Annotated in this window: 19 protein-coding genes; 10 read left to right on the top strand and 9 right to left on the bottom strand. The window is 68.4% G+C overall.

Translation table 11 applies throughout. From position 1 onward, the window contains the following. Nucleotides 1-347: 347 nt before the first annotated feature. Together DL519_RS48075 and tnpB are read left to right on the top strand one after the other, a co-directional pair. On the top strand, nt 348-656 hold the full coding sequence (locus DL519_RS48075) for a helix-turn-helix domain-containing protein (protein WP_223840154.1): 309 nt from the start codon (nt 348-350) through the stop codon (nt 654-656). Continuing rightward, entirely contained in the window at nt 653-1,690 is a 1,038-nt protein-coding gene (gene tnpB, locus DL519_RS43425) for an IS607 family element RNA-guided endonuclease TnpB (RefSeq protein WP_263399786.1), read from the top strand. Before DL519_RS48075 ends, tnpB begins: the two co-directional genes overlap by 4 nt. A 48-nt stretch (nt 1,691-1,738) precedes the next feature. Here the strand turns inward: tnpB and DL519_RS43420 are convergent, their stop codons facing one another. Beyond that, complete coding sequence (locus DL519_RS43420) at nt 1,739-2,296, bottom strand: dienelactone hydrolase family protein (protein WP_263399785.1); 558 nt, start codon at nt 2,294-2,296, stop codon at nt 1,739-1,741. A gap of 460 nt (nt 2,297-2,756) precedes the next feature. Between DL519_RS43420 and DL519_RS43415 the strand changes: the two genes are divergently transcribed. The 4 genes from DL519_RS43415 (at nt 2,757) to DL519_RS43400 (ending at nt 8,229) form a co-directional block, all read left to right on the top strand. Continuing rightward, the gene (locus DL519_RS43415) at nt 2,757-3,143 is read left to right on the top strand and encodes a hypothetical protein (RefSeq protein ID WP_190823553.1); all 387 of its coding nucleotides are present in this window, start codon (nt 2,757-2,759) and stop codon (nt 3,141-3,143) included. Between the two features lie 641 nt (nt 3,144-3,784). Continuing rightward, nucleotides 3,785-5,113 (top strand): phytase, encoded by a 1,329-nt coding sequence (locus DL519_RS43410; RefSeq protein WP_190823552.1) that lies wholly within the window; start codon nt 3,785-3,787, stop codon nt 5,111-5,113. Between the two features lie 237 nt (nt 5,114-5,350). After that, on the top strand, nt 5,351-6,208 hold the full coding sequence (locus DL519_RS43405) for an alpha/beta hydrolase (RefSeq protein ID WP_190823551.1): 858 nt from the start codon (nt 5,351-5,353) through the stop codon (nt 6,206-6,208). A gap of 218 nt (nt 6,209-6,426) precedes the next feature. Then, complete coding sequence (locus DL519_RS43400) at nt 6,427-8,229, top strand: glycoside hydrolase family 15 protein (RefSeq protein WP_190823550.1); 1,803 nt, start codon at nt 6,427-6,429, stop codon at nt 8,227-8,229. A gap of 368 nt (nt 8,230-8,597) precedes the next feature. Here DL519_RS43400 and DL519_RS43395 read toward each other — a convergent pair whose 3' ends face one another. From DL519_RS43395 to DL519_RS43360, 8 genes are all read right to left on the bottom strand, one after another. Beyond that, complete coding sequence (locus DL519_RS43395) at nt 8,598-8,786, bottom strand: CsbD family protein (RefSeq protein ID WP_190823549.1); 189 nt, start codon at nt 8,784-8,786, stop codon at nt 8,598-8,600. Nucleotides 8,787-9,094: 308 nt separating this feature from the next. Beyond that, complete coding sequence (locus tag DL519_RS43390; protein WP_190823548.1) at nt 9,095-10,516, bottom strand: MFS transporter; 1,422 nt, start codon at nt 10,514-10,516, stop codon at nt 9,095-9,097. Nucleotides 10,517-10,543: 27 nt separating this feature from the next. Beyond that, nucleotides 10,544-11,572, bottom strand: a complete 1,029-nt coding sequence (locus DL519_RS43385; protein WP_190823547.1) for a baeRF2 domain-containing protein — start codon at nt 11,570-11,572, stop codon at nt 10,544-10,546. Between the two features lie 121 nt (nt 11,573-11,693). After that, entirely contained in the window at nt 11,694-11,858 is a 165-nt protein-coding gene (locus tag DL519_RS43380) for a DUF6131 family protein (protein WP_190824659.1), read from the bottom strand. A 263-nt stretch (nt 11,859-12,121) separates the two neighbouring features. Then, a complete protein-coding gene (locus tag DL519_RS43375; RefSeq protein ID WP_190823546.1) occupies nt 12,122-12,742 on the bottom strand; it encodes a YbfB/YjiJ family MFS transporter in 621 nt (206 codons plus the stop codon). A 404-nt stretch (nt 12,743-13,146) separates the two neighbouring features. After that, on the bottom strand, nt 13,147-14,928 hold the full coding sequence (locus tag DL519_RS43370) for a DUF4185 domain-containing protein (RefSeq protein WP_190823545.1): 1,782 nt from the start codon (nt 14,926-14,928) through the stop codon (nt 13,147-13,149). 32 nt (nt 14,929-14,960) lie between these two features. After that, on the bottom strand, nt 14,961-16,046 hold the full coding sequence (locus DL519_RS43365) for a glycoside hydrolase family 172 protein (protein ID WP_190823544.1): 1,086 nt from the start codon (nt 16,044-16,046) through the stop codon (nt 14,961-14,963). A 16-nt stretch (nt 16,047-16,062) separates the two neighbouring features. Continuing rightward, on the bottom strand, nt 16,063-17,460 hold the full coding sequence (locus DL519_RS43360) for a sugar porter family MFS transporter (RefSeq protein WP_190823543.1): 1,398 nt from the start codon (nt 17,458-17,460) through the stop codon (nt 16,063-16,065). Between the two features lie 218 nt (nt 17,461-17,678). On the opposite strand from DL519_RS43360, the gene DL519_RS43355 reads away from it, so the two are divergent. The 4 genes from DL519_RS43355 (at nt 17,679) to DL519_RS43340 (ending at nt 21,661) form a co-directional block, all read left to right on the top strand. Continuing rightward, a complete protein-coding gene (locus DL519_RS43355; protein WP_223840151.1) occupies nt 17,679-18,827 on the top strand; it encodes a YncE family protein in 1,149 nt (382 codons plus the stop codon). 636 nt (nt 18,828-19,463) lie between these two features. Beyond that, nucleotides 19,464-19,604 carry a hypothetical protein gene (locus tag DL519_RS43350; RefSeq protein ID WP_190823542.1) on the top strand — a complete coding sequence of 47 codons (141 nt, stop codon included), beginning with the start codon at nt 19,464-19,466 and terminating at the stop codon, nt 19,602-19,604. A 240-nt stretch (nt 19,605-19,844) separates the two neighbouring features. Continuing rightward, a complete protein-coding gene (locus DL519_RS43345) occupies nt 19,845-20,303 on the top strand; it encodes an RICIN domain-containing protein (protein ID WP_223840457.1) in 459 nt (152 codons plus the stop codon). 647 nt (nt 20,304-20,950) lie between these two features. After that, complete coding sequence (locus tag DL519_RS43340; RefSeq protein WP_190823540.1) at nt 20,951-21,661, top strand: class I SAM-dependent methyltransferase; 711 nt, start codon at nt 20,951-20,953, stop codon at nt 21,659-21,661. Nucleotides 21,662-21,968 lie beyond the last annotated feature (307 nt).

The following is a 21,968-nucleotide window of genomic DNA, read 5'->3' as shown; positions in this document are numbered from 1 at the left end:
ACTGGGCGAGCCCGTGTCCCGTGCTCTCCCAGCCCCGCGACGGGGTCAGGACTCCGCGGAGTAGTCGTCGTAGAAGCCACGCCGCCCTTGACGCCCTGGTGACCCGCATCGACGTAGCGCTGCAGCGGATCGAGCGGCCCGATCGGGAGTTCGGGGCGCCGAGGTGCTGCTTGGCGAAGGAGAGGGCGTCGCCGCGGGCCTCCGGTGAGGGGTCGGAAATGCGGACCCCGCCACCTCGGGTGCCTGCGGGGTTGTGGGCTGTCCGGTGGAATGTGTCTCAACGTGGCGGAATGTGATGGTTTGTGAATCGCCGGGATTGTCGGTGCTTACCAGTACAGTTGCCGCTGATGAGCATGGTGTTGCAGGCGTATCGGTTTGCGCTGGATCCGGACCAGGAGCAGGAGGCCGGGTTGCGGTCGCATTGTGGTGCGCAGCGATTCGCATACAACTGGGGGCTCGGCAAGGTCAAGGCCAACCTTGATCAGCGGAGGGCTGAAGCGTCCTACGGCCTGGACGGTGATGAGCTGACGCCGCCGGTGGGCTGGTCGGCCTACAACTTGCGGAAGGACTGGAACCGGGCCAAGCACGCGATTGCGCCGTGGTGGCAGGAAAATTCGAAGGAGACGTATTCGTCTGGCCTGTGGCGAGTGCGTTGAAGAACTGGAACGACTCGAAGAAGGGCACACGCAAAGGCGGTAAGCTCGGGTTCCCGAGGTTCAAGGGCAAGCGGGCGGGGTTGTCGTGCCGGTTCACCACCGGCAGCTTCGGTCTGGCCGACGGCGATCGGCGGCATGTGCAACTGCCCCGCATCGGGGTGGTGCGCACGCACGAGTCCACCCGCAAACTCGCTCGGCCCGTCGAGACAGGTGCCGCGCGTATCCGCTCGGCGACGGTGTCCTACCGGGCGGGGCGGTGGTTCGTGTCGTTCTCGGTGGAGATCACCCGTGCCGACCCGGCCCCGGCCCGACCGGATGTGACGGTGGGGGTGGATCTGGGGATCAAGTCTCTGGCGGTGCTGTCCACCGGCGAGGTGATCGCCAACCCGAAGCACCTCGAAGTGGCCCTGCGTGAGTTGCGGCGGTTGCAGCGGCAAGCTTCGCGGCGCACTGGCCCGGACCGCCGAAGTGGACAGAAGCCGTCGAACCGGTGGCGCAAGACCCAAGCCCGCATCGCCAAGCTTCACGCCAAGGTGGCCAATGCGCGCCGCGACGGACTGCACAAGCTCAGCACCCGGCTGGTGCGGACCTTCGGTGTGGTCGTGCTGGAAGACCTCAACGTTGCCGGAATGGTCAAAAACCGCCGTCTGGCAAGGCAGGTCGCGGGTGTCGGCATGGCCGAACTGCAACGTCAGGTCGAGTACAAAGCCTCTTGGGCCGGGGTGTGCGTGCACATCGCGGACCGGTGGTATCCCAGCTCTAAAACGTGTTCGGGCTGTGGTGTGGTGAAAGCCAAGCTGCGCCTGTCCGACCGTGTCTTCACCTGCTTCTCCTGCGGGATGAGCATGGATCGTGACCTCAACGCGGCCCGCAACCTCGCCAAACTGGTTGAGGTTACGACGTCCTCCCACAGTTGGTGGGCGACGGAAAACGAGCCCAATGGAAACCCGCACAAGACCCGCACCACGCGGGCAGCGGGTACCGCCACGGGAAGACCCGCACCCAACGGCGCGGGCCAACGTCGACACTGCTAGGCGTCGGCTCACGACACACTTTCACACGTTTCGTGAACGGGAAGTGGCTCAGAGCGATTCGAGGAACGCGAGCGCGACGACCCACGCCTCCTCGGCGGCTTCCGGGTCGTAGTCCGGCAGGTCCGGATCGGTGAACAGGTGCCCTGCGCCCGGATAGCGGAAGATCTCGACGTCCGCCCCGGCACGCCGCATCTGCAGGTACCAGGCGTTCAGCCAGTCGGCCGACTCGAACGGGTCGGGGTCGGCGACGTGCAGCTGCACCGGCAGGTCGCCGACGGTCGCGCCCTCGGCGATGTCGGAGGTGCCGTGCAGGAGCAGCAGACCACGGGCGTTCTCGTCGGCCAGCGCGAGGTTCTGGGCGAGGGCCGCCCCCAACGACAAACCCACGTACACCAGGCCCCGTTCGCTGTGCGGCGCCGCTGCCTGCACGGCGCGGCGCAACAGCTCGTCCCTGCCGATCTCGTCCTTGATGCGCATGCCGTCCTCGACCGTCTCGGCGGTCCGCCCGTCGAACAGATCGGGAACGTGCACCTCGTGTCCGGCGGCGCGCAACCGGTCGGCGGCGGTGTGCACGGAAGGTCGCAAGCCGAACGCAGAATGAAGCAACAGGATATCCACATGGGACATCAAATCAGCTCGACCCAACCCGTCCCGAGAACACCCCTGGCACGGCAGGGGGAAGCGAGCAGCTAGCGGTCTCGGCTCTGGCTTGCACCGAAACCTTCGCGGCGCCTGCGGCAGAAGTCCGCACCAACGGTCCTTCGCAGGAAGACTTGTCTCCGCGCAGCAGGCAGGGTTGCCGAGCCAGGACGAAGGACTCTGTGGGCATGCACACCAGCCGACGACGCTGGGAAATGTGCTGATTTGACTGGTCGACTTTGCCTGCGAAGAGGGCCGAGCAGGCTTCTGTTTGCACTTCCAGCAGTCACGTGGTTTCGCGGAGTCTTCACCGAAGTCCGAACGGCACGGCACATATCAGCCGGGTGAGCGGTCGGCAGCAATGCGCCGGCGATGCCGGTGCAGGAACACCCATCGACGACTTCGCGACTTCCAGGAGTGATACCCGATGAACAAGCTGAACTTCCAACTCAGCGGACCGGACATCGAAGTGACCTACGACGGTAGCTCTGGAGCTCTCTTCGTGCGCGGCAGCGGATTCTGGTCCCTTGAGGACGGAGCGACCTTCGACGGCGACCGAGTATCCCGGCCGAACCTCGACGGCGGTGGCCAGCTGCTCCGCGTCCTGCTGCTCGCGAGCTCCCGTGCGGGTGTGGCGACCTCGCTCACCATCCTGCTCCCGCAGGTGAACCACGCGAGCGCCGAAACAGAATCAGACGTGACCGGAGCCGCCGTGGTCACCCAGGACTACCAAGCCGTCGTCGGTGGCCCACCAGCAGTGCTCCAGCAGTACGACATCCGCCCGCTGCAGGGCAAGCTGCACCTCTCCGCCTGACATCCGGCTGCCAGCGCCCGAGATTCGCCAGCCACGAGGGCGTTGGTCGTCCTCGGTGAGCCAACGCGCTGCGAGCCTGAGCGTCGACAACGTCGTACCGGGCAACGGCAACATCATCGTGGGCAGGTGAAAAGTACTCCACCGTCCTGCCGCGCGCGCGGGGCGGTGGCCGGTGTCGCTGATCGCGCTCCGGAGCCAGCACCGGACTCCGCCGCGCGACCGACTGGCACCGTTCACGAAACGTGTCAAAACGTTCCGTGAGCAGATGACTTGCGCCACCTGCGTTGACCATCAGGAAGACTGGTGGCCTTCACGCTTCCTCGACCACTGCCAGCACGAACGCTGGTCTGACACGGTCTCCACGTGCGTTTGGCCTTGCGGCCGGTTCCCACGCAACTCGCGGTACCTGACGCGTTTCACCTGCCGCCGCAGGAAAACCGCTGACCGAGCTTGGCTTTCGCTCGGTCAGCAAGCAATACACTACGCTCTGTCACACATTGACACAGGCTCCCGAACTGTCAGTAACCCCGCATCAACTGGCCGCGGGTCTTGGCCGGTTGCCGCGTTCGTCGGGTTGCGGCCGGGCCTTGTTCATGAACCGTCAAGGTTGTCGACATTCGGTTTGAGCAGTATGTCCGTCTGTGAAACGACAAACGCTTGCGAGTCCGGCTCGGCTCCTCGTTGCGGTCGGTGCGCTCGCACTGGTGACCAGCGGCACCTCCGGCGCCGCCCAGAGTTCCGACGGCTTGGGCGAGGTGCGCGCTCGGTTCGAGACCCCATCCTACTTCGACGACGATGCCGGCGGGAACGCCGATGCCGACGACCCGGCCATCTGGCGCAACGCCGCCTCTCCGAACGACAGCATCGTGGTCGGCACGCTGAAGAACGGCGGCCTCACCGTGTTCAACCTCCTCGGCAGCGAACTGCAGCGGATCCCGGCTCCGGCAGCACCCGCTCCCGGGGCGGAACCCGGTCGGTTCAACAACGTCGACGTCCTGCAGGGCGTCGCCGTGGGCGACCGGACCGTGGACATCGCCGTGACCACGGATCGCGGGCGGGACCGGCTGCGGATCTACGCCATCGACCCGCGAGGCGCCCAGGCCGGGGCCCAGGCACTGACCGACATCACCTCCGACGCCGCCCCGCGGCTGTTCTCGCCCACCGAGGAAGCCGTGGACGAGCAGCGGACCGGCTACGGCATGGCGTTGTGGGCCGATCCCGACGGCGGAGCTCCGCTGGTGGTGGTCAGCCAGCGGCACGAGACGCGGTTGGGCCTGTTCCGCCTAGGCGTCGACGCCACCGGGAAGGTCACCTACCACCCGGTGTCTACAGTGGATCTTCCGGCCAAGTTCGAGATAGGCGGCGGAACCTGGGCCCCCTGCGAGGACCCCGGTGAGCGTCCGCAGGTGGAGGGCATGGTCGTCGACCGCACCGACAACGTCCTCTACGCGGCGCAGGAGGACATCGGCGTTTGGCGGATCCCGTTGACCACCCAGGGCTTCGGCGACCAGGCGCTCGTCGAGCGCACCCGGCAGTACGGCCAGCCGGCGGTGTACGACGAGCAGGCCGGGGAATGCGTCGTCACCGGGCCGGAGTCACCGGAGGCGGGTGAGCACCTCACCGCCGACGCCGAGGGCCTGACCATCGCCTACACCGGCGACGGGCGGAAGCTGGTCGCCTCCAGCCAGGGCGACAGCACGTTCGTCGGCTACCGCATCACCCCCGACGGCCTGGCGCACCTCGGCGGAAGCCGCATCGTCGACGGCCGAAGCATCGACGGGGTGCAGGAATCCGACGGCGCCACGGTGACGACCGAGCCGCTCGGCGACCAGTTCCCGCAGGGTCTTCTGGTGGTCCACGACGGCCAGAACACCCCGGAGAGCACCGGCCCGGACGGTGAGGTCCGGACCGACACCAATTTCAAGTTGATCCGCTGGGAGGCGTTCGCCCGCGCCACCGGCCTGCGCTGACGTCGCGATCAGCAGAAGTCCCCGTACACCGAACGGTGTGCGGGGACTTCTGCTCCGTCCCGGAATGTGCCAAGCATGGTTCCGGCTTGTGCCCGAACCTCGTTGGACTGCGCGTACCTTTGCAGGCACCCACCTCCCGGAGTTGCCGAGATCCGATCACCGGATGAGGCTTGCCCGGGAGCACCCGGGCCTTCCGCGAAGGCGACCAGCACGCATGGCAGGACAGGTAGGTACTCGATGACGCAGCCCGACGACGATGCACGGCCGACCGCATCGCACCTCGAAGGAACCCTGTCCTCGGGGCAGTACTGGCAGAGCTGGACCGTCGATCAGCCTGCGGGGGTGGTCGTGCTCGTCCACGGTGTGCACGAGCACAGCGGTCGCTACCGCCACGTCGCGGAGCGGCTCAACGCGGCCGGCTACGCGGTCTACGCCGTCGACCATCCCGGGCACGGCCGCTCGCCGGGAACGCGCGGCAACATCGGCAGCATGGCCGCTGCCGTCGCGGGGGTCGACCTCCTGGCGCGGCTGGCCGGTCAGCGCCACGAGGACGTGCCGCTGTTCGTCTACGGACACAGCCTCGGCGGGCTGATCTCCCTGCAGTACCTCACCGGGACGCCGCTGGACCGAATCGTCGGTGCCGTGATCTCCGCCCCGGCGCTCAACACCGGCGCGGTGTCAGCCGTGGAGAAGGTCGTCTCACCGCTGCTGTCCAAACTGCTGCCCGACCTCGGTGTGCGCAGCCTCGACGCGAACACCATCAGCCGCGACCCCGAGGTGGTGCGGGACTACCGCACCGACCCGCTCAACCACGCCGGGAAGATGCGAGCGCGGACCGCCGTCGAGATCATGCTGGCCGTCGAGGCCATGCCGAAGCGCCTGGCGTCGCTGACCATGCCGCTGTTCGTCCTGCACGGCGGCTCGGACCGGCTGATGCCACCGGCCGCCAGCGAGCTGGTGCGCACCCACGCCCGGTCGTCGGACCTCACCCTGCGGATCTACGAAGGGCTCTACCACGAGGCGCACAACGAGCCGGAGCAGGAACAGGTGCTCGACGAGATCGTGGACTGGCTCGACGCCCACCTGAAGGCCTGAGGCGCTGCCGCGGGCGGGGACGGCCAATACCATGGAAGAGATCCCGGTGAACACCCGCTGCACTGGTGTTCGTGGGGCGGGATCGTTGTGGCGCAAGGAGAAAATCCACATCGTCCGCGGGCCTCGACCCGGCTCCGGCCGGTCGCACCAGCGCGAACGCCCCCGGCCAGTCCGCGCGACCGAAACGACCCGGGCCGGACGACGACCGAGGCAGCGGCATGATTGGACCTGACGGCATCAGCGACCACATCCAACATCGCTTCCCACCGCACGCGCTGCGGGAGTACGCGCTGCTGGCCGACGGGCGTCGTGGTGCGATCTGCGGTCCGCACGGCGATCTGGTTTGGCTGTGCGCTCCGACCTGGCACGACGATGCCGTGTTCGCCGCCCTGCTCGGCGGCCCCGGGGTCTACGCGGTCACGCCCGTCGAGCCGTTCACCTGGGGCGGGTACTACGAACCTCGGTCGCTGATCTGGCGCAACCGGTGGGTGACCACGTCCACGATCGTCGAGTGCCGGGACGCCCTCGCGTATCCGGGGGACCCGAACCGCGTGCTGCTGCTCCGTCGCGTCGAAGCCGTCGAGCGCGAAGTCGTGCTGCGGGTCGAACTGGACGTGCGGGCTGGATTCGGGACGCATCCGATGGCCGAGCCGCACCTGGACGAGCACGGCCGGTGGGTCGCGCACAGCGGCGATCTGCGGCTGCGCTGGAGCGGCGGTGCCGACGCCGCAGTCGGCAGCGATGGCGCACTGCGCATGGAGATCACCGTTCCCGCCGGTGGCCGTCACGACCTGGTCCTGGAGATCACGCGCGCCTCGTTGGGCGCGCCCATCGATCCCGATCTCGCCTGGCATCGCACGGAACACGGCTGGCACAGCGACATCCCCGATCTCGGCGAGAGCATCGCGCCGCGCGACACCCAGCACGCGTACGCCGTTCTGCGCGGGATGACGTCACCGCGCGGTGGCATGGCCGCAGCCGCGACCATGTCCCTGCCCGAGCGGGCCGAGCAAGGGCGCAACTACGACTACCGCTACGCCTGGGTCCGCGACCAGTGCTACGCCGCCGTCGCCGTCGCCGCTGCCGGTCCCTTCCCGCTCCTGGACGACGCCGTATCCTTCCTGACCGCCCGCCTGCTCGACGACGGCGAAGCCCTGAACCCGGCCTACACCATCGACGGCGGCGCCGTTCCCGACGAAAGGTCGCTGGACCTGCCCGGCTACCCCGGCGGCCACGAGGTCGTCCTGGGAAACCGGGTCACCAGGCAAACCCAGCTCGACGCGTTCGGCGAACTCCTCCAGTTGCTGGCCGCGGCGGCGCGCCACGGGCACCTCGACACCGACGGCGCGCGCGCCATCCGCGTCGCGGCGGAGGCCATCGAGCGGCGCTGGCAACGGCCCGACGCCGGCCTGTGGGAACTGGACGACCAGTGGTGGACGCACTCCCGGCTCGCGTGCGTCGCAGGACTGCGAGCCGCTGCGTCCGCTGCTCCGTCCCGCGAGGACTCCGACCGCATGACCTCGCTAGCCGAAGTCATCCTGGACGAAACAACGCGCCGATGCCTGCACCCGAACGGCTACTGGCAACGGAGTTCCCAGCACACCGGCCCTGACGCCGCGCTGCTGCTGCCGCCGGTGCGAGGCGCTCTGCCAGGAGACGACCCGCGCACCCGGGCCACGCTCACGAAAGTGCGCCGCACCCTGGCCGAAGACGGCTACCTCTACCGGTTCCCGCAGCCCACCCAGCGTCCCGGGGAGGCCGAAGGCGCCTTCCTGCTGTGCGGATTCGTCATGGCTCTCGCCGAGCACCAACAGGGCGATGAAGCACACGCCCTGCGTTGGTTCGAGCGCAACCGCGCCGCCTGCGGCCCGCCCGGACTCCTCTCCGAGGAATACGACGTGCAGCAGCGTCAGCTGCGCGGCAACCTGCCCCAAGCCTTCGTCCACGCGCTCCTGCTCGAATCCGCCATCCGGCTCTCGAGGCCCGCCACCCCGGCCAGGGGACCAGGCAGATCGCGCTGACCGAGCCGATCCAGACCAGCGATGGAGTTTTTCGCGCTCGTGCGCGGGTAAACCCTCGTGTTGAGGCAGTTGGTCCCAGCAACGGGGAGGTCTTCGACCTGATGTGGAACACGCGACTTCGGAGCATCGCGGCGCACCTGCGCAGGCGATTCGGGCGTTCGCGCGCCAAACCAGGCACCAGAGGTCGAGCGCTGACGCCAGGACGCGAACCCGACCCGCTTCTGCACACGGGCCCCAGGATCCCGCCGGACACACCACGCCGCAGACAACACCGGGAATGAATCCGACACCAGCAGAGGCCACGAACTCCGAGTTCGTGGCCTCTGCTGGACTTGCCTTGCGCACACGGGATCACCATGCACACTGGGTCATTTCTTGTCCTCGTCACCGGTCAAGGCGTCCTTGGCCTTCTCACCGGCCTGCTTGAGGCCCCCCTTCACCTCCTTGCCCTTGCCCTCCGCTTCCAGCTGCTCGTTATCGGTGGCCTCGCCGACCTTCTTCTCCACCTTGCCCTTCAGCTCTTCTGCCTTGTTCTTCGCCTTGTCCTCGGCAGACATCGCGGCACTCCTTCCGTTCACTGCGTTGGTGCTTCTCCCTGTCGGGTTACCCGACGGGCTACTCAGCCGGGGTTGCGTCTCGCCACCCACCGGCTTGCTGTCCGAACAGCGTGGGGGGACCGAAGTCCACACCGGACGCTGTGCCACGCAGTTAACCCGGTTGATGCCCCGAGAGGACGTTTTCCACGCCCCCTCCCGTAACCGGGAACGTACGCGCGCTCCCACACCTTCTGCGCCCATCACAGACACCTCGGCGATCACATCGACGGCAACGCCGCTACGCACGGCCTACCCGATGCGCCGAGGCGCTAATCCTGATCTTCACCGCGCTCATCTCGGACGCGCTGCCGCGCCTCCGCGCGGTTTGCCGCGGTGGGCCGTGATCCGGGGAGGGAATGACCGGCAGGTTCACGCGTGAAGTACACCGCTACCAGCCCAACCGCTCCGGCTGCGACGAGCAGGACCGCCGGGACCGACTTCACCCCGGTCACCGCGACGAGCGCTTCGGCGATCAGCGGCGTGGTGCCACCGAACAGCGCGACCGAGATGTTGAACCCGACCGACACCGCGCCGTAGCGGATCTCGGTAGGGAACAGCGCCGGCAGCGTCGAGGGCATCGTGCTGCTGAAGCAGATCAACGTCAGACCGATGACCAGCAGACCACCCAGCACCGCCCCCACGCTGCCCTGGGCGATCAGCAGGAACGCCGGGAACGACAGCACGATCAGCGCGACGCTGCCGAACCCCGCGATGGGCAGCCTGCCGATCCGGTCGGAGAACCGGCCCAGCACCACGATCAGGCCCATCACCAGCACCATCGTCACAAGAACGAGGATCAGCGAGCTGGTGTGCTGGAAGCCGAGCACGGCCGAGAGGTACGTCGGCATGTAGGCGGTGAGCAGGTAGTTCGTCACGTTGAACACCAGCACCAGGCCGACGCACTTCAGCATCGGGCGCCAGTGGCGGCCGAAGATCGTGCGCAGGCTGCGCCAGGTCGCCGCCGCCTGCGGCTGCTCGTCTTCGGAGTTCTTGCGGTAGGCGGGGGTTTCCTCCAACCGGAACCGGAGGTAGAGCCCGATGATCCCGAGCGGACCGGCCAACAGGAACGGGATCCGCCAACCCCAGGTCGTCAGGTCCTGCGGGGCCATCGTCACGGTCAGCACTGTGACGAGCGCGGCACCGAGCGAGTATCCGGTCAGCGTGCCGAATTCCAGCCAGCTGGCCATGAATCCGCGTCGCCGGTCCGGCGAGTACTCCGACACGAACGTGGCCGCGCCGCCGTACTCGCCGCCAGTGGAGAACCCCTGGACGAGCCGGGCCACCAGCAGCAGCACCGGCGCCCAGATGCCGATCGTGGCGTAGCTGGGGATCAGCCCGATCGCCAGCGTCCCCAACGCCATCGTGACCATGGTGGTGGCCAGCACCTTCCGGCGGCCGATGCGGTCGCCCAGAGGCCCGAAGAAGAACCCGCCCAGCGGCCGGACCAGGAACGCCACCGCGAACGTGGCGAAGGTGGACAGCAATTGCGCGGTCGCGTTGGTGGGCGGGAAGAAGACCTGGCTGATGACGACGGCGATGTAGCTGTACACGCCGAAGTCGAACCATTCCATCGTGTTGCCGATGGCGGCTGCGGCGACGGCCCGCTTGGTCTGCCGTTCGTCCACAATGGTCGCTTCCGGCTCGTCACGACGGCTGCCGCGCCGATCGCGCTGTCCGTCGGCTGCCCCCATGACGACCAACCCTCCGCCCGCTCGCGCTCACTGCTGCACCGGGAAGCGCAGGATCGCACCCGCCCCATCGGTCAGCCCGGTCCCCGCGGGCACGAGTTCGACCTCGGAGGCGGTCTCGGCGCAAGTCTTGAACAGGAACTCCTCGTGCCGCGCCGGAACGTCCTCCTCCAGCAGCAAGGTTTCCACCGCTCCCCGCTCAGCCGCCCGCACCACCGCGTCGCCCTGGACCGCCCGGCCGTGCGTCCGGCCCGCCTCCATCCGGTCGGCTCTGTTCGCGGCTCTGTGCTTGGTCTCCTCGCCGGCGATCCGCACCAGGTCTTCGTCCAGCGCCTCGTCGGCGGCGTTGTAAGCGAGTCCGCCCCGTTCGGTTTCGACGACGAGCTCCGCGAGCTCAGCCGAAAGCTGCTCCCGCACCGCCGTCCGCGCCTGCACCCCACCGGCGAGGACCAACACCTGCGGCCGGAACTTCGCAGCGACCCAGTTCAGATGGGCCACGACATCCTTTGCGTTGCGCCGCAACGTTTCCTCGGCGCGGCGATGGATGCGCTTGTGGGACAACGCCCCGTGACGCGGCTTGTGCACGCCGCCGTGGCCGCTGCCTTCCACGACATCGCTGTCGACCTCGCGCGGCCCGTGGTGCTCGGTCACCACGTCCTGGCGCACCTGCGCGCCTTCCCGATCCGCGATCACCACGAGCTCGGACACCGAGCGCGCGGCCTCCCGCACGTAGGTGCCGAGTTGCGGCAGCGGATCCCAGAACGCGTCGTCGCCGGCGCCGGGCTCGACGTCCCACTCCTCGTCGACCAGAACGGCGGAGCCGGCTGCTACCAGCAGCCGGCCGCAGGCCTGCTCGTGCCCCGTCGCCTCGCCCAGCGCCGACTCGATGGCCTCCAGCGTTTCCGGTGGTGCGCCTGCCACGTGGAGCCGATCGCGGAGCGCCCGCCACCGCAACTCGACCTGCTTGCCCGCGTCCTCGCCCGGGACGCGGGCCTCCAGGTAGACCGTCGCGAACGGCCCCTCCTGCTCGTACACGTGGCGCAAGGTCACCAGTTCCATCGTTGCGCTCCTCATCTCGGGGCGAACGTCGTGCGCGGCTTCCACAAGTCCGCACACTCTCGATCAACGCCCGGGGGCTACCCGAGCGAACGCTCCGGCAACACATCCCGCCTGCGGTCGGTCAGAACCAGTGCTTCCGGCCGCCGATAGCACGTCCGCTCGCACCTGCAACGGCGAACACCACGCCCACCACGGTCAACACGGCTCCCAACGTCCACAGGATCGAAATGTTGAGGAAGAAACCGAGGAGCAATAGGATTACCCCTAGCACAATCACGAAGAACACCCCCGCTCAACGGGAAACTCCCGGCTCCACGGCATCGGGGCCGCCGGGCGTTCCGGCAGCTGGCCCGATCCGGCCGGGAGTCGTCTCCTTCCAGCTACCCCGCTTCGCCTTCCCCCACACATCGCGTTGCTATGTGCAGCGCTGGCCGCGGCGGGACCTCAATAATCCATTGTGGACTACGAAGTTCGATGCACTCGAACCACCCGTCATCGCAAGACAAGATCACGGATCTAGCCTGGAACTACGTGCTGCCTCGCCCTGGATCAGCGGCCTGCAGGCGTGCGGGCGGTCCGCTGGGCGAGGGCTGTTGGGATTGCTGCGAGCAGCAGGGCCACGCCGATGAGCAGGCCGCTTCTCATGCCTCCTGGGCCGTCCGAGAGGATCCCTGAGAGCAGCGGGCCTGCGCACTGGCCCAGTGCGAAAACCACTGTGAGCTTGGCGATCGCGCTGGTCCACTGGTGCTGGGGTAAGGAGTTTCGCGCCGTGATCGTCACTGCCGTGACCACGTTCAGGAACGCCACGCCGAACAACAGCGCCGACAGGTAGGTTACGAGCGGCCCGACCGACAGCACCGGCAGCACCGCGCCGGTGACGAGGACGGTCAGCACCAGCGCCGTGCTCACCCCTCCTCGCAGCGAGCTGAGGACCGGGCGCCAGGCGAACGCACCGATCACCGCGGCGATGCCGAGCACCGACCAGAACAAGGTGATCCCGGCGCTGGTCGCACCCGCCGCGTTCAGGTAGGCGACGATGAACGTCATGTAGGCGATGTAGCCGGCGCCGAACAGCCCGTAGCAGGTCATCACCGCGGCTAGCCGCCGCATCGGCACCTCGTCGTGGGCGTCCCGCCACTCCGGCATTCGGGTTTCCGGGACACCCCGCACCGCGGGCACCGCCACGGCGAACGATTGAAATCGACGATCCGATTTCAATGGAAATTGCGGACCGTCGACCACCAGACCCCACGGCCAAGTCCCCGACCACCGGACCCCACGGCCAGGTCACCGGTCACCAGACCCCACGGCCAAGTCCCCGACCACCGGACCCCACGGCCAGGTCACCGGTCACCAGACCCCACGGCCAAGTCCCCGACCACCGGACCCCACGGCCAGGTCACCGGTCACCAGACCCCACGGCCAAGTCCCCGACCACCGGACCCCACGGCCAGGTCACCGGTCACCAGACCCCACGGCCAAGTCCCCGACCACCGGACCCCACGGCCAGGTCACCGGTCACCAGACCCCACGGCCAAGTCCCCGACCACCGGACCCCACGGCCAGGTCACCGGTCACCGGGGCGGTCTGCCGTCGAAGTACACCTCCAGCTCGCCGATCGAGGTGAACGTGGCCGAACCACCGGGAACTCCGACGATCCGGACGCCGTCGCCGACGATCGGGTCGAACGTCAGCGCGTAGGTCTTGTTCGGTCCCGCCGTGTTGTCGTACGGGTACGCCGGGGTGGTCGTCAGGCCGGTGACGTTCACCCAGTCGGCTCCCTGACGCACCTGCACCGTCAGGTCGCGGGCGAACCAGCCGCCGTCGGAGAACATGCTGCCCGTCGTGTAGACGACGCGGTCGACCCAGTACTCGTCCTTCCAGGTGTAGCCCCAGAAATCGGCCTGCTTCCGGGAGCCGCCGAAGCTGTCCTCACTCTCCTCCCGGATGCCGTTGTTGAAGTAGTCGCCGCGGCCGTAGTGGGCCGTCTTCTCGATGGGGAAAGGTCCCCTGTCCGGCCGGGCCAGGTTGGCCATCGGGTTCGGCGGATTGTTGGCGGGATCGCCCAGCTGGCGGGCGGACAGGTGGAGCTGCCGCAACGAGAAGCGATAGTTGGGCAGCCCGCACGCCACGTTCAGGAACCAGTTGGACTGCAACCACATCCGCGTTCCGTCGGACGAGACGAACTTCGCCGGGATGGTCGGGGCGTAGCCGCCGTTCTTCGGGCCGGCGCACGCCGACTCGCCCTCGCCGGCCTCCGGCGTCGGGATGTCGTGGCCGCCCGGCACGGGGATGATCCGGACGCGGCCGGGGTGGCCGAACCAGGGCTGGGCGCCGAAGTCCTTGGACATGAACAGCTGCCAAGGCCCCCAGGGTGTCGGCGCCTCGTAGAACTCGAAGGTGTACTCGCTCCACGAGGTGTAGAGGAACCGGCGCATCGGGGCGTTGTAGAGGACACCTCCCTGGGAGATCACGCTGAGGTCGCGACGGCCTTCGCCGAGCAGGTCGGTGTAGAGCCGCCGTTCGTCGGTGAGCACCGGCGCCTTCGCCCCGATGTCGGCACTCCACTGCGGACGACCGTCCTGCCCGGTGCCGGTGTAGAACCGCCACGCGTCCCGCTGCTGGATCACGTTCCGGGGAACCCGGGCCAGGTAGAGGCTCGTCGGGGACGGCACCGTGTTGGTGTAGGAGTCGCGCCAGTTGTGGTCCAGGCCGTAGGCGTACACGTACCCGGCGGCCTCCGGGCCGAGCGTTAGGGCGTGTTCCTGGCTGCGTCCGAAGTCGAGGAACATGATCGTGGTGAAGATGTGGTCGGTGAACATCGGCCCGGACGGCTGCTGCCAGGTGCGCCCGTAGTCCTCCGACTTGACGATGCTCGCGTTCGGCGCGTCGTCGAACGCCGTCTCGGCGGGCGCGTAGCGCAGGTCCTGCACGGCCAGGTACAGCTCGTCGCGGCCGTCGCCGTTGCCGTCGACCGCGACGATCCCGGTGGGTTTCGCGTTGTACAGCTTGGAATCGGCGTGCGCCTTGGCGACGGCGTCACCGGCGGCCAGGCGCTCGCCGCGCAGGCCGGTCTCCGGCATCCCGGCGATCCGGTTCACCACGATCGCGGCCATCGGCTCGTTGCCGAAGCCCTGCCCGTCCCCGTTGGCCGTGTAGACGTAGTCGTCGTCCGCCCAGCAGGTCGGCCACAGGTCCCCGGTGCTGTTGCTGGTGACGCTGGCCGCGTACTCGGTGAACGCGGTCGCGAAGAACGTGCTGGCCGGGTCGACGACGGCCGGTCCGACGGCGGCGTCGACGGCGCGCGGCGCGCCCCCGAGCAGCAGCGCTGCCGCCCCCGCGAGTGAGAACTTCACGAACTGGCGCCGATTCACACCATCCCGGGCTGTCATGGCGCCCGCGGGATGCGCTGCTCGACGGGTGCGAGGGAGAACGGGGCGTGCGGCTCCTCCTGGTACCAGTACGCCACCGACGAGTAGTCGTCGGAACGCTTGTTCGCGTGGCCGTGCTCGATGCTGACCCGGATCGACCGCCGGAACGGGATCGGGTCCTCGATGTGGAAGCGGTAGAGGCTGATCTGGCCCGACCAGTTGTCGCCGCCGGGAAGCGTGATGCCGTGGTGCGGCGCGTGGTAGGTCTGCGACGGGCACCAGGCGGTGTTGAAGTAGTCCTCGGTCCCGGTGCCGTGCAGCGCGGGCGGCCAGCGCTCGCCGTCGATGAAGATCATGTCGTCGCCCTCGCCGTACCAGTTCCACTCGTTGGTTTCGCGCAGGTTGTGGATGTTGAGCACGCAGCCGGCGTAGTGGCCGCGCCCGGCCGCTTCGAGGATCGTGTAGTTGTCCAAGCCGTCGAGGTTCGTGCCGGTGAGCAGGAACCGGTCGTTACTCTCCGCGCCCTGGTCGACGCCCGGGCAGGGGTTGCTGCGCCGCCACTGCGCGTGGAACCGGCCGATGTCCGCACCGAGCTCGTCGAAGAACTCGTAATCGACGTAGTAGTAGAAGAAAACCCGCTCGTGGACGAGCTCGCTGGTGACCTCCAACCGTGCGTCCGAGCCGAACGGCATCGGGAAGAAGCAGTTGAACGCCTTGCCGTCCTGCGGGCTCATCTGCAGCGGCGCGGAGACGAAGTTGGTCGTGCGGCCGTGCCCGACCCCGAAGAAGTCGCCCACCGGGACGGCGACGCTCGGGCTCCGCTCGCCGTCCCAGTAGGCGCGCAGCACCAGCTTGCGCAGGTAGTCCGGCTCGCGCATCCAGGGATCGCGCAGCATGCGTTCGTTCGCGACGGTCACCCAGATGTGGTTGATGCTCCCGGCCCCGCGGATTTCGGCGAGGGTGGCGGTCTGGCCCGGTTCGATCGTGAGGCGGTCGTCGTTGCCCCCGCTGCGGTCCCAGCTGGACACGCGCCCCCGGCGACTGCTCCGCAGGCGCGGCAGGTCGCGCAGGCTGGATCCGTGCGGGCCGTAGTCGACGGTCATCGTGCAACTCCTGAACTCATCGGTCCGGTCCTTCCGAGAGGCGGAACCGCTTGCTCCGGCGGAAGGCCTTCTCCAGCGATTCCAGGCTTCGCTGCTTGGTTTCCGGCACCATCCACCAGACGACCGGGAAGATGATCACCCCCGCTGCCGCGTAGGCGATGAACACGATCCCCGCGCCCACCAGCGAGGTGAAGGTGGGGAAGGTGAGCGCGACGAAGAAGTCCGTCAGCCAGTTGAACAACGTGGCCACGGCCATCGCCGCACCGCGGATCGCCAGCGGGAAGATCTCCGCCAGCACCACCCACAGCACCGGCCCCCAGGTGGCGGAGAAGGTGTTCGTGTACACCACGAACGCGGCGACCGCGATCCCGAACAGCGCCGGCGACTCGGGAGGCAGGAGCGACGCCGCCACCCCGACCGCGAACAGGCTCGCGGACATGCCCACCAGGCCGACGAGCAGGACGGGCTTGCGACCCCAGCGATCCACGATCTTGAGCCGCACCACCACCGCGATCGTCGCGATGTTCACCAGCCCGTTCAGGAACGTGAACAGCAGTGCCGTGACGTCGGAAACCCCGAAGGTCGTCAGCACGGTGGGCGCGTAGTAGACGATCGTGTTGATCCCGGTGATCTGCTGGAACACGGCGAGCAGCGCGCCCAGCACGAGCAGGCGGCGCACCCACGGCGCGGACATGCGGGCGCCGAGCCTGGCGTCCCGCTGCTGGCGTTCGAGCTCGGTGATCTCGGCGAGTTCCCGGTCGGCGGCGTCCTGGTCGCCGCGCAGGCCGACGAGCAGCGCGTGTGCCCGCTCGGGGTGTCCCCGGCGGACCAGCGACCGGGGCGTGTCCGGTGCGGCCAGCAACCCCAGGACCAGCACCGCTGCGGGGACAACACCGATGAGGATCATCCAGCGCCACGAGCCGGAGAAGGCCAGCGCGTACCCGCAGGCGGCGGCCAGCGCCGTGCCCACGATGATCATGTACTGGTTCAGCGAGGTGATCCAGCCGCGGCCACCGGCGGGTGCCATCTCGGCCAGGTAGAGCGGCACCACCACCGACGCGATGCCGATCCCCAACCCGATGATGAACCGGAACAGCACCAGCGTGACGACTGTCGGTGCCACGCCCGCACCGAGCGCCCCGATGGTGAACACCACCCCGGCCGCGAGCAGCAGGCGCTGCCGTCCCTGCCAGTCGGCGGCCGGCCCGCCGGCCAGCGCTCCCACCATCGCTCCGACGACCGTGGCACTGACCACGGCGCCCTTGAGCAGCGGCGTCAGCGGCAGCTCGTGCGGGATGAACAGGATGGCGGCCGAGATGATCCCGTTGTCGTAGCCGAACAGGATTGCGGCCAGCGACCCCAGGGCGTAGACACGCCGCGTGGCGACCTCGGGCTTCGGCGACGGCGTTCCCATCGATCACCTCCGATGCGGAAACAGCTGCGGCGCTTTCCGGGTTCGGCTGCTCTCCATCGCGGCGACGGGCACCGGGAGAACCGCAAACGGGTGGACGTCGATCGCGCCGCCCCCTCGGCGCGCCCATCACGTTCCTGGTACCCCGCAGCGCGGCCCGCAATACCTGCACCGCGCTCGTGCGGTTGGCATCCACCTACGGCGCAAGGGAAACTCTGAGCGTGGGATTGCGCGCCGCAACACCGGCGCTGCTCTCCGCCGTGCTGTTGCTGTCGGCGTGCTCGTCAACACCCGCGCTCGGACCGGGCGCTCCCCGCCCTGAGCCGCCAGTCAGCACGCACCCGACCGAGGTGCCGGCGCCGAGGACCGACCTTTACGCGGCCGCCGGGGCGAACATGCTTTCGCCTGCCGCGAAGGAGGCCAAGCCGCTGGTCTACGTGCCGCACGCGGGGTCCGGGGACGTGTGGGTGATCGATCCGGCGACCTTCGCCGTGGCCGGGAAGTACCCCGCGGGCACCGAGATCCAGCACGTCGTGCCGTCCTACGACATACACACCCTCTACGCCACCGACGACCGGGGCGACCACCTGCTGGCCTTCGATCCGCGCACCGGCCTGCCGGGTCGGCGGATCCCGGTCATCGACCCCTACAACATGTACTTCACGCCCGACGGGACCGCCGCCATTTCCGTGGCCGAGGCCAGGCGCGAGCTGGTCTGGTACGACCCGCACACCTGGGCCCAGCTGGACGCCACGCGGGCGCCGGAGTGCGCCGGGATCGACCACGCCGACTTCTCCCCCGACGGCCGCACGGCGGTGTTCACCTGCGAGTTCGCCGGTGCGGTGGTGGTGCTCGACGTGTCATCGCACAAGGTGTTGCGGGTCCTCCCGATGCCCCGCCGGCACACCCGCATGGGCCCGCAGGACATCAAGCTCGCACCGGACGGCTCGGTGTACTACATCGCCGACTCGGACGCGAACGGCTTGTGGGTACTCGACGTGGCGGCGACGAAGGTCCTGCGCTTCATCCCGACCGGCATGGGCGCGCACGGGCTCTACCTCTCCCGGGATGCGCAGCAGCTCTACGTCAGCAACCGCCACGAGGGCAGCGTCAGCGTGCTCGACGCCCGCACCGGCGCGGCCATCACCAAGTGGCGAATCCCCGGCGGCGGAAGTCCGGACATGGGCAACATCACCGCCGACGGCTCCCAGCTGTGGCTGTCCGGCCGGTACGACCGCGCGGTGTACGTGCTGTCCACCGCCGACGGCTCGCTGCTCAAGAAGATCCCGGTCGGCAAGGAGCCGCACGGCCTCTGCGTGTGGCCGCAGCCCGGCCGATTCTCGATAGGCCACACCGGAATCACCCGCTGAACACGATCCACAACGGACAACGTTTTTTGGGTACCCCGCAATTTCCCTTGAACCCGCCCCCTTCGATTTCAATGGAAATCGGACCTCCGATTTCAATGGAAATTGCGGGCCGGTTGGGGCGAACGGACCGTTCGTCTCATCTACGAGCCTGTTGCGTTTTCGGCGAAAACGGCTGAACCGAAGTACCAAATCAGTCTCGATCGCCGCCGTTTGTCCGCCAGTGGCCATCTCAGCCGTGATCGATCGATCACGGTCCGTGGTGGGCGTAATTTTGCAACAGGCTCCTACCGACGTGAACAGGCCGTTCGCTGCACACCACTTGGCGGGGCCAGGACCGGAGCACTCGCGCTGGGGAAACCACCCGGACCGCCAGGCAGCACGAGTTCCAGCACAAGCCCTGCACGACCCGGGCGGCCGTCAGCCGTTCTGCTCGGGCTTTTGACGGTCCCGAACAGCAGCGCCTGCGCGGTGGCCATCATGTGGTCCTGGATCACCGTCTGGGTCTTCACCGGATCGCCCGATTCGATCGCCGTGACGATCTCCAGGTGACGGTCGGCGCTCCGGTGCACGTCGTCGGCGCCGCGGTGCCGCCACCGTCGCTTCGGCCGTGGTGAGCCGGGCCTGGGCAAGAAGATCGTGCCGATCGCCCTGCCCGACGCCTTCCTGGACGCCGGCGCCCTGCCGACGCTGTACGAACGCTACGGCCTCGCCACCGACACCATCGTCGGAAGGTCCTGGACGCGCTCCGCTGACCGCCGGGCGGTGCGCTCCTGGTGACCACCGCTCAGCTGCCCGCAGCGACGCGGACGACGAGACGGTTTTCAAAGAGTGCCGTCGAAACCTGCCGAAGCCTTCGTTGCGGGTTGTACCCGGTTCGCGCTTCTTGGGCCAGTGCTCGCCCACAGTGGTGTGAATTGGGGATTTTCCGCCGAGATAGCAGTGAACTCGGTGACGCACGTGCTCGAACGACGCGTGCTACGTGAATCTAGATTCTACGAGGTGAGTTCATTGCGTAAAGTGAGCCACTGGACCCTGGCTGCATTGGGCGCGCTGTGCCTGAGCGGCTCGGTCGCGCTGCCGCTTGCTGCGGCGGCCCCCGCCCCCCGGGAAACCCCGCTGCACAACGTGGCCGATGACGGGTGCCTGTACAGCTCGGACGGCTACGGGGTCGCACTGGCCGAGTGCAACCCGAGCAGCGCGAGCCAGAACTGGTCCCGCGAGTACCTCGGCAACGCGGAGCTGCTCCGGGTCAACGGCACGAACAGCTGTCTGGGCCAGGTCGACGGCCCCAACGTGCGTCTTTCCGCGTGCGACTCCTACGACAGGACCCAGCAGTGGCGGGTCGAGCCCGCCGACTCGGGCAGCCTGATCTGGCACCCGGCCACCAACAGCTGCCTCGGCAACCTCGGCCACGAGCAGGTGCGGCTGTTCAGCTGCGACCCCTCGAACCCGGCGCAGCAGTGGCAGATGAGGTAACGAGCCACGCGAGATCGGGTGCCCCAGCCGGCGATTTCGCGCGAAATCGCCGCTCACCCCTCTCCGGGTGAGGTACCCGATCCGAGTGGTTTCCGAGCGGGCGGGGGCAGCCGGTCCCCGCCCCCTTCGGACGCCATCACCCGAACGTCTGGCGGATCAGGTGCCGAACTGCCAGGACGTGAGGTATTCGCACTGGCCAGCGGTTAGCTAGTGGAGGGCATCGACAGCGTCGTGCACACAGCCGCGCTGCACGCGCCGCACGTCGGACATCTTCCGGAGCAGGAATTTCGATCGGTCAACGTCGAGGCGACCGCGACCCCCGCGCGGCCCGGGCCGCGCACCGGCTCTACCGCGGAGGCGAATCGGCCGGGTCTATGACGCCGGCCGAGCAGCCGCCAGCCTCGGCTACACCGCGGAGCACGGCCCCGATTCGCTGGCCGAGCGGAAGTAGCTTTGAGCCGCGGAACTCGTTGCCTCCGAACGTATTGGAGCCGAAGTCGGCTGGTGGGACCGTGATCACCGGCTTGAGGCCGCGGCGATCCAAGATCAACCGGCGGGCGGTATGGGACAACCGAAATCGCGACCACCCTGGGTGTGCGGGGCGCGGTACCGATGCTGCGTGTTCGCGCGACAGGAAGGATGATGCGATGGGCGCCGATGAGGCGGCGTGGGGACGTCCGGAACTCGCAACGAACGCCAACTTCCGCGAGCACCGCGAACACCTCGTCCGGCAGGGAACGGGCGAGGTGTTCCGCTACATCTACCGGCACAACTTGTGGGGCAGCCCGGAGTCGGTGTCCGGACAGGGATCGGAGGACGCCGCCACGGCACGTCTCCGCGCTGAGATCCCGGCCCTGTTGCGCCGACGGGGCGTGCGATCCGTCGCCGACGTGCCCTGCGGGGACTTCGGTTGGCTCAGCAGGAGCGAACTGGGCGTGGACAGCTACTTCGGCGGCGACATCGTCCCCGAACTCATCGAGCACAACCGGAAGTCCTACGCGCGGTCATCGCGGCGGTTCGGGGTCCTGAACCTGACCCGTGACCCGTTGCCGACCGCAGATCTGGTGCTGTGCCGGGATTGCCTCGTGCACCTCGCCTTCGAGCAGATCTGGGCCGCGCTGCGCAACATCCACGCCAGCGGAGCGACGTACTTGCTGATCACGACCTTCCCGGAGCTGCAGGTGAACGTGGACGTGGAAACCGGCGACTGGCGTCCGCTCAACTTCCAGCTGGCGCCGTTCGGGTTCCCCGCCCCGGCCGAGCTCATCACCGAAGGCTGCCGCGAAGGAGCCGGAAGGTACGCGGACAAGGCCCTTGGACTGTGGGAAGTCGCCGCCTTGAGCGACATCCTCGAATGACCTGCGACCAGCTGATCAACGGGCGTCGATCGCGATGTCGTCCCGGATCGGCCACAGGGGCGCTATCACGTGGCGGTAGCCGGCGGCGAGGAATGCGGAGGCGGGGGCGTACCGCCTCGTCGTGCACCGCCTCGTCGGCGAGTTGGGACCCGGGGCGCGGGTCTCGCGAACTCCGCACAGCACTGGCCCCCCGTCACCCGGGGTGGGCGCAATTTCTCGCGAAATTGCGCCCACCCCGGGTGACGGAACCCAGGTCCGCGTCGTCGGGCGCGGTGTTCAGGACTGCGCGCCGGGACGTGGCGATCAC

Source organism: Saccharopolyspora pogona, assembly GCF_014697215.1.
Taxonomy (GTDB): domain Bacteria; phylum Actinomycetota; class Actinomycetes; order Mycobacteriales; family Pseudonocardiaceae; genus Saccharopolyspora; species Saccharopolyspora hattusasensis.
This window is presented reverse-complemented; position numbering and strand designations above follow the sequence as displayed.

Excerpts from the sequence above, each read along its gene's own strand:
- DL519_RS48075 (WP_223840154.1), top strand. The coding sequence starts at position 348 with ATGAGCATGGTGTTGCAGGCGTATCGGTTTGCGCTGGATCCGGACCAG.
- DL519_RS43415 (WP_190823553.1), top strand. The coding sequence starts at position 2,757 with ATGAACAAGCTGAACTTCCAACTCAGCGGACCGGACATCGAAGTGACC.
- DL519_RS43405 (WP_190823551.1), top strand. The coding sequence starts at position 5,351 with ATGACGCAGCCCGACGACGATGCACGGCCGACCGCATCGCACCTCGAA.
- DL519_RS43400 (WP_190823550.1), top strand. The coding sequence starts at position 6,427 with ATGATTGGACCTGACGGCATCAGCGACCACATCCAACATCGCTTCCCA.
- DL519_RS43395 (WP_190823549.1), bottom strand. The coding sequence starts at position 8,786 with ATGTCTGCCGAGGACAAGGCGAAGAACAAGGCAGAAGAGCTGAAGGGC.
- DL519_RS43390 (WP_190823548.1), bottom strand. The coding sequence starts at position 10,516 with ATGGGGGCAGCCGACGGACAGCGCGATCGGCGCGGCAGCCGTCGTGAC.
- DL519_RS43385 (WP_190823547.1), bottom strand. The coding sequence starts at position 11,572 with ATGGAACTGGTGACCTTGCGCCACGTGTACGAGCAGGAGGGGCCGTTC.
- DL519_RS43365 (WP_190823544.1), bottom strand. The coding sequence starts at position 16,046 with ATGACCGTCGACTACGGCCCGCACGGATCCAGCCTGCGCGACCTGCCG.
- DL519_RS43360 (WP_190823543.1), bottom strand. The coding sequence starts at position 17,460 with ATGGGAACGCCGTCGCCGAAGCCCGAGGTCGCCACGCGGCGTGTCTAC.
- DL519_RS43340 (WP_190823540.1), top strand. The coding sequence starts at position 20,951 with ATGGGCGCCGATGAGGCGGCGTGGGGACGTCCGGAACTCGCAACGAAC.